General features: G+C 57.2%; 4 protein-coding genes, 1 tRNA gene and 1 pseudogene. 3 read left to right on the top strand and 3 right to left on the bottom strand.

Going from position 1 to position 5,969, the window contains the following annotated elements:
* Positions 1–403, bottom strand: a 403-nt coding sequence (locus AAC083_RS14140; RefSeq protein WP_181364757.1) for an RDD family protein, incomplete at its 3' end; no start/stop codon positions are given.
* A 143-nt stretch (positions 404–546) separates the two neighbouring features.
* Between AAC083_RS14140 and AAC083_RS14135 the strand changes: the two genes are divergently transcribed.
* Positions 547–632 (top strand) — tRNA-Leu (locus AAC083_RS14135).
* 658 nt (positions 633–1,290) lie between these two features.
* Here the strand turns inward: AAC083_RS14135 and AAC083_RS14130 are convergent.
* Positions 1,291–1,659 (bottom strand): annotated as a pseudogene (locus AAC083_RS14130) (IS1 family transposase); the annotation flags it as partial.
* 56 nt (positions 1,660–1,715) lie between these two features.
* On the opposite strand from AAC083_RS14130, the gene betI reads away from it, so the two are divergent.
* Entirely contained in the window at positions 1,716–2,306 is a 591-nt protein-coding gene (gene betI, locus AAC083_RS14125; protein ID WP_108536936.1) for a transcriptional regulator BetI, read from the top strand.
* Positions 2,307–2,351: 45 nt separating this feature from the next.
* Here betI and AAC083_RS14120 read toward each other — a convergent pair whose 3' ends face one another.
* Positions 2,352–4,013, bottom strand: a complete 1,662-nt coding sequence (locus AAC083_RS14120; RefSeq protein ID WP_219927892.1) for a BCCT family transporter — start codon at positions 4,011–4,013, stop codon at positions 2,352–2,354.
* Positions 4,014–4,232: 219 nt separating this feature from the next.
* Between AAC083_RS14120 and betB the strand changes: the two genes are divergently transcribed.
* Positions 4,233–5,705, top strand: coding sequence for a betaine-aldehyde dehydrogenase (gene betB / locus AAC083_RS14115; RefSeq protein ID WP_108536935.1), 1,473 nt, complete (start codon positions 4,233–4,235; stop codon positions 5,703–5,705).
* Positions 5,706–5,969 lie beyond the last annotated feature (264 nt).

The raw sequence follows: 5,969 nt of genomic DNA, 5'->3' as shown, positions 1-5,969 counted from the left end.
GGCCGAATGCTGCCGTCGCCAGCCGGATCAGGGCCTGGGTGATGCGGATGTTGCTGCCATCCGCATTCTGGATGCGCAGGCGCCAGGCGCGCATGCCGACGGTCTGACCGGCACGGGTCCAGAACCAAGTGTAAAAACCACAGATGATGAAGGCGAGCCAGGCACTGTAAATCGGGCTGGTCAGCAGCCAGGAGGCATCTTTGCCTTCCGGAAGGGTGGCCGCGCCGGTTGCCAGCAGCAGGTGTGCCACCCCCATCCCGATGAAGCCAGCGATGATCAGCAAGGAGATGACTACCAGATAGTCATAGAGCAGGGCGCCGAGTCGGCGTAACAGGCCTGCCGAAGGGTAGTGGGGGACTGTGTGGGAGGTGGATGCGGGTTGGACTGGTTTACGCTTGGCCATCGTTCTTATTCCATTAATATGATGCGGGCATTCTATGTAACTGACCCTGCATCGGCAAGGCGTTGAATAAATGAGCAAACGAGCGTGTTCAATAGAAAAACCCCTTGCATGGCATCGCACCATTCGTATAATCCCTCGCAGTTGCCCGGGTGGCGAAATCGGTAGACGCAGCGGATTCAAAATCCGCCGATGAATAATCGTGTCGGTTCGAGTCCGACCCCGGGCACCATCAACTAATTCAATGACTTAAGGCCACCCAAGCGGGTGGCCTTAAGTTTTTCTGTCCCTCAGTAATCACCGAGTGGCGATGAAGTGGCGACAGTGGTTTGGATGATCGAGGCGACAGTGTCGCCATTCCTCCTTACAAGCTGGTCATCGTGACCGGACACATTTCATAGAAAATCTGTTTTCCGTGGCGCAGGCTGGCCAGTGCACCCAGGCCGCAGAGCCCTTTTCAATATTTCAGTTCTCGATTCATTCCCGTCTGGGCTTAACCGGCTGAAATATATAGCCTTTCCGCCTCACTACAAGCTCTTCGCGATCCTCCCTCGATCATAAAAATTCCCACGGAAAGTACGACCATCCCAATACATTCAATGAGTTACGTTTTCACCTTCGTTATCCAGAGCCCGTCCGAACTGTAAAACCCTGCAATTGCTTTCGATCCTTTCAGATCCTCACCAAGCCGCAGATCCTTTATCTGGCGCGGTCTGGGCCTATGGTGTTGCGGTAATCCACTTTTGCAAAAAATTTTATTGGTGCGGCGCGCAGGCGGGAGCGGAAGAGCGCGGTTTCCGTGACGCAGACGCGGCGGTGGGCGTCGCCGCCATGCGCTGGGAGGCTGTGAGCGTGCTCAGGCTTCACGTATGATGCAGCACCTGATGGTGCTTGATGCGCGCTCTGAGCGTCAGGTTGTTACGCTCGATACGCGGTGTGAATATTTCCCCGGTCAGGTCTATCTCGCGCGGGACTTCCCTGGCATAGCCTCCCCACTCATTACTGGTGATAACGCCAGGCAGGAAGGGGGTAGCAGGTTCAGCCATCGACGGCATGTTTCATCGTTGCGCGGACCTAAGGTGTAGGTAACAACTCGTTTTCTTTTAGTATCAAAGACATAAAAAAATGTCGATTATTTTGGTTGCCAACATAGACCCATAGCTCATCGAGCTCACAGATAAGCGTGACCTTATCCAGCACAACCTTTTCGGTGGTTACTTACCTTGGTGCGCGTTTTTAACGCGCACATTGACCACATTATTTTAACCGGCCTAGACTGCGCGCATTACTGGGCCCCCAATAGACGGAGAAACAGATGCCTAAGGTCGGAATGCAACCCATCCGTCGATCACAATTGATTGCTGCCACCCTTGAAGCGGTCGATCAAGTCGGCATGAACGATGCCAGCATTGCCTTCATCGCACGGATTGCTGGAGTCTCTAATGGCATCATCAGCCATTACTTTCGCGACAAGAACGGGTTACTCGACGCCACCATGCGCCACCTGATGCAGGCGCTAAGCAATGCCGTGCGCGAACGCCGCGCTAGTCTACCGCCAGATCAACCGCGCGCGCATTTGCGGGCCATGATTGAAGGCAACTTCGATGACAGCCAAGTCAACGGACCGGCGATGAAGACTTGGCTGGCGTTCTGGGCCACCAGCATGCATCAACCCACACTGCGCCGCTTGCAACGGGTTAATGATCACCGCCTCTATTCCAATCTCTGCGGGCAGTTCAGCCGGGTGTTGCCGCAGGCACAGGCACGCGCCGCAGCACGTGGACTTGCCGCACTGATTGACGGGTTGTGGCTGCGCGGGGCCTTGTCTGGCGAAAGCTTCGACACCCGCCAGGCGATGCAGATCGCCTATGACTACCTGGACATGCAGCTGGAAAAAGCCGGCTAAGCAGTCAGGGTGACGCACACTGCGCCACCCGAGACAGGTGCAGCCTTATGTCGGCAGGGCTGGCAGCGCCGTTGGCTGCTCACTGGCGGCCAAATCCGACTTCATCGCCTTGAGCAGGGCGAACATGTACAGCAGCAGCACCACCGAGAAGGGCAATCCCGCCAGCACCACCACGGTTTGCATGGCGGTGAAATTACCGGCGAACAGCAACCCAATGGTCACCAGAGTGATGACCATGCTCCAGAAGATCCGCAGCCAGTACGGGGCATCTTCGTCCAGTTCACTCCCCTGGCGTGAAAGGTTGGCCAGCATCACCGAGCCGGAGTCCGCCGGTGTGAGGAACAGCACAAAGCCGACGCAAATCGACATGCCAATCACCACCTTGGACCAGGGGTAATGCTCCAGCAGCAGGTAGATGGACATGGCGGGCTGCTCCAGCGCAGCTTTGCCTAGATCGGTGGCGTTATGGTTCATCACCAGCTCCAGCGCGCTGTTGCCGAAGATAGACAGCCAGGCCAGGGTGAAGCCCAGCGGGATCAGTAATACGCCGCAGACCAATTCCCGCACGGTACGACCACGGGAAATTCGCGCGATAAACATGCCGACAAACGGTGCCCAGGAAATCCACCACGCCCAGTAGAACAGGGTCCACAAGCCCATCCACGCTTCACTCTTGCCGGACTGGCCGGTGTACACATAGAGGTCAAAGGTCTTCAGTACCAAACCGTTGAGGTAGTCACCGAGGTTTTGCACCAGGCTGTTGAGCAAATGCAAGGTGTCGCCGGCCAGCAACACGAACACCAGCAAACTGCTAAACAGAATGATGTTGAGGTTGGACAAGCGGCGAATGCCCTTCTCCACCCCGGAAACGGCGGCCAGGGTGGCTACCGCACTCATCACCAGAATCACCGTAAGCAGCGCCCCCTGGCTGTTGGACATACCAAAAAGGTATTCAAAACCAGACGCCACTTGCAGCGAGCCAATACCAAGGTTGGTCACCAGCCCCAGCAGGGTGACAAAAATGCCGAAGCAGTCCACGGCATTACCGACCCAGCCACGGGTCAGGCGCTCGCCGAACAGCGGGTACAACGCCGAGCGCAAGGCCAGCGGTTGCTGGTGGCGATAGGCAAAGTAGCCCACGGCAAGACCGACCAGTGCGTAGATCGCCCAGCCATGTAAACCCCAATGCAGAAAGGTCAGTTGCAGCGCCTGACGCGCCGCCGAGGTCGTGCCTGGCTCGCCTTCGGGCGGGTTGTAGAGGTGGTCAATCGGTTCTGATGCTGCGAAATACAGCAACGAAATACCGATCCCCGAGGAGAACAGCATTCCTGCCCAGGCCCCGTAACTGAACTCTGGACGTTCGTGGTCAGTCCCCAGGCGCAGGTTGCCGTAGCGCGAACAGGCCACGTACAGCACAAATAACAGATAAGCCCCAATCGCCAGCATGTAATACCAGCCAAAACTGCGTGACAGCCACACTTGGGCTTTGCCCAGCCAAACTCCGGCCGCATCGGGGAAGGCGATTAACGCCAAGGTCAACAGCAGGATCAGCGCCGTCGATCCGTAAAACACGGTCGGATTCAAGCGCACTTTTTCAGGTGTTGTTGTGATGAGAGAGGCAGTCGTCATGGTGGAGGTGAGCTCCAAGGCAATGGAAACGAACGCACCGAAGGGTCTCAAACGATGCGAATCAATGACATAGACCACAGCAGACTCGCGATCAGGTTCTTGCAGCCAGCTTAACGGCTACGGCGATGTATGGCAGTGAGAGTCACGGCGCTGAGCTTATTACTTGATGCATAAATGTCAATTTATTGTTACTTGGATGTTCAATAAAAATAAGCTAGTCTCTGACCGGACTACTATCCAGTGCGAACAATTTTCAGTAGCCGGATACCACATAAACCAACAAAAAAGGACTCGAAGGTGCCCCGATTTAATGAACAACAGCTCTATATCGGAGGTCGTTATGTGGCGGCCAGCAGTGGTGAGACCTTTGACAGCATCAATCCGGCCACTGGGGAGGTGCTGGCCAAAGTGCAGTGCGCCAACCAGGTGGACGTAGAGCGCGCCGTAGCGAGCGCTACCGAAGGGCAAAAGGTCTGGGCGGCGATGACGGCCATGCAACGCTCACGCATCCTGCGCAAGGCCGTGGACATTCTGCGCGAGCGCAACGATGAACTCGCCGAGCTGGAAACCCTCGACACCGGCAAGCCGCTCTCGGAAACGCGCTATGTCGATATCGTCACCGGTGCGGACGTATTGGAGTACTACGCCGGTTTGATCCCCGCCATCGAAGGTGAACAGATCCCGTTGCGCGATACCAGCTTCGTCTACACCCGCCGTGAGCCGCTGGGCGTGGTCGCAGGTATAGGCGCGTGGAACTACCCGATCCAGATTGCTCTGTGGAAATCCGCTCCGGCCTTGGCCGCCGGCAATGCGATGATCTTCAAACCCAGCGAAGTGACCTCGCTCAGTGTGCTGAAACTGGCAGAAATCTACACCGCCGCCGGCCTGCCGGATGGCGTATTTAACGTGCTCACCGGCAGCGGCCGTGAAGTCGGTCAGTGGCTGACCGAGCATCCGGGCATCGCAAAGATATCCTTCACCGGCGGCACTGTGACCGGCAAAAAGGTCATGGCAAGCGCCTCCAGTTCATCACTCAAGGATGTGACAATGGAGCTGGGAGGCAAATCGCCACTGATCATCTTCGAAGACGCCGACCTCGACCGTGCCGCTGATATCGCAGTGATGGCTAATTTCTATAGCTCCGGGCAGGTCTGTACTAACGGTACCCGTGTGTTTGTGCCACGCAGGCTGCAGGCGAGCTTCGAAGCCAAGGTGTTGGAGCGGGTCAAACGTATTCGCCTGGGCAACCCGCAAGATGACGCCACCAACTTCGGTCCGCTGGTCAGCTTCGCGCACATGGACAGCGTGCTCGGCTACATCGAAAAAGGCCGCCGCGAAGGTGCCCGCCTGCTGATCGGTGGCCAGCGCGTGACCGAGGGCGAATACGCCAACGGTGCCTACGTGGCCCCCACGGTATTCACCGACTGCAAGGACGACATGACCATAGTGCGTGAAGAGATCTTCGGCCCGGTGATGAGCATTCTGGTTTACGACACGGAAGAAGAAGTCATCCGCCGCGCCAACGCCACCGAATACGGCCTGGCCGCTGGCGTGGTCACCCGCGACCTGAACCGCGCGCACCGGGTAATCCACAAGCTGGAAGCCGGTATTTGCTGGATCAACACCTGGGGAGAATCGCCAGCGGAAATGCCGGTGGGCGGTTACAAGCAATCCGGCGTTGGTCGCGAAAACGGTTTGACCACGCTGGCGCACTACACGCGGATCAAATCGGTGCAGCTGGAAATGGGCGGCTACACCTCGGTGTTCTAAAGCCCTGTCATAGGCGGGAAACAGCGTCATTCGCCCTACACAGTGATCTCCGCCCCGTAGCCCGGATGCCATCCGGGAACCGTCATCGCATTTTCTCCGGAGTGCATCCGGCTACAGGAGCTTCTATGCCCCAAGAATTCGATTACATCATCATCGGTGCCGGCTCAGCTGGTAATGTATTGGCCGCCCGCCTGACCGAAGACGCGGACGTCAGCGTGCTGCTGATCGAAGCGGGCGGTCCAGACCATCGCCTGGACTTTCGCA

The organism is Aeromonas sp. HMWF014, from assembly GCF_963878295.1.
GTDB lineage: Bacteria > Pseudomonadota > Gammaproteobacteria > Enterobacterales > Aeromonadaceae > Aeromonas > Aeromonas popoffii.
The sequence above is the reverse complement of the archived record's forward strand: the minus strand, read 5'-3'. Positions and strand labels throughout refer to the sequence as shown.

Bases quoted from the DNA above. Each gene is read 5' to 3' on its own strand.
- betI (WP_108536936.1), top strand. From the start codon at position 1,716: ATGCCTAAGGTCGGAATGCAACCCATCCGTCGATCACAATTGATTGCT.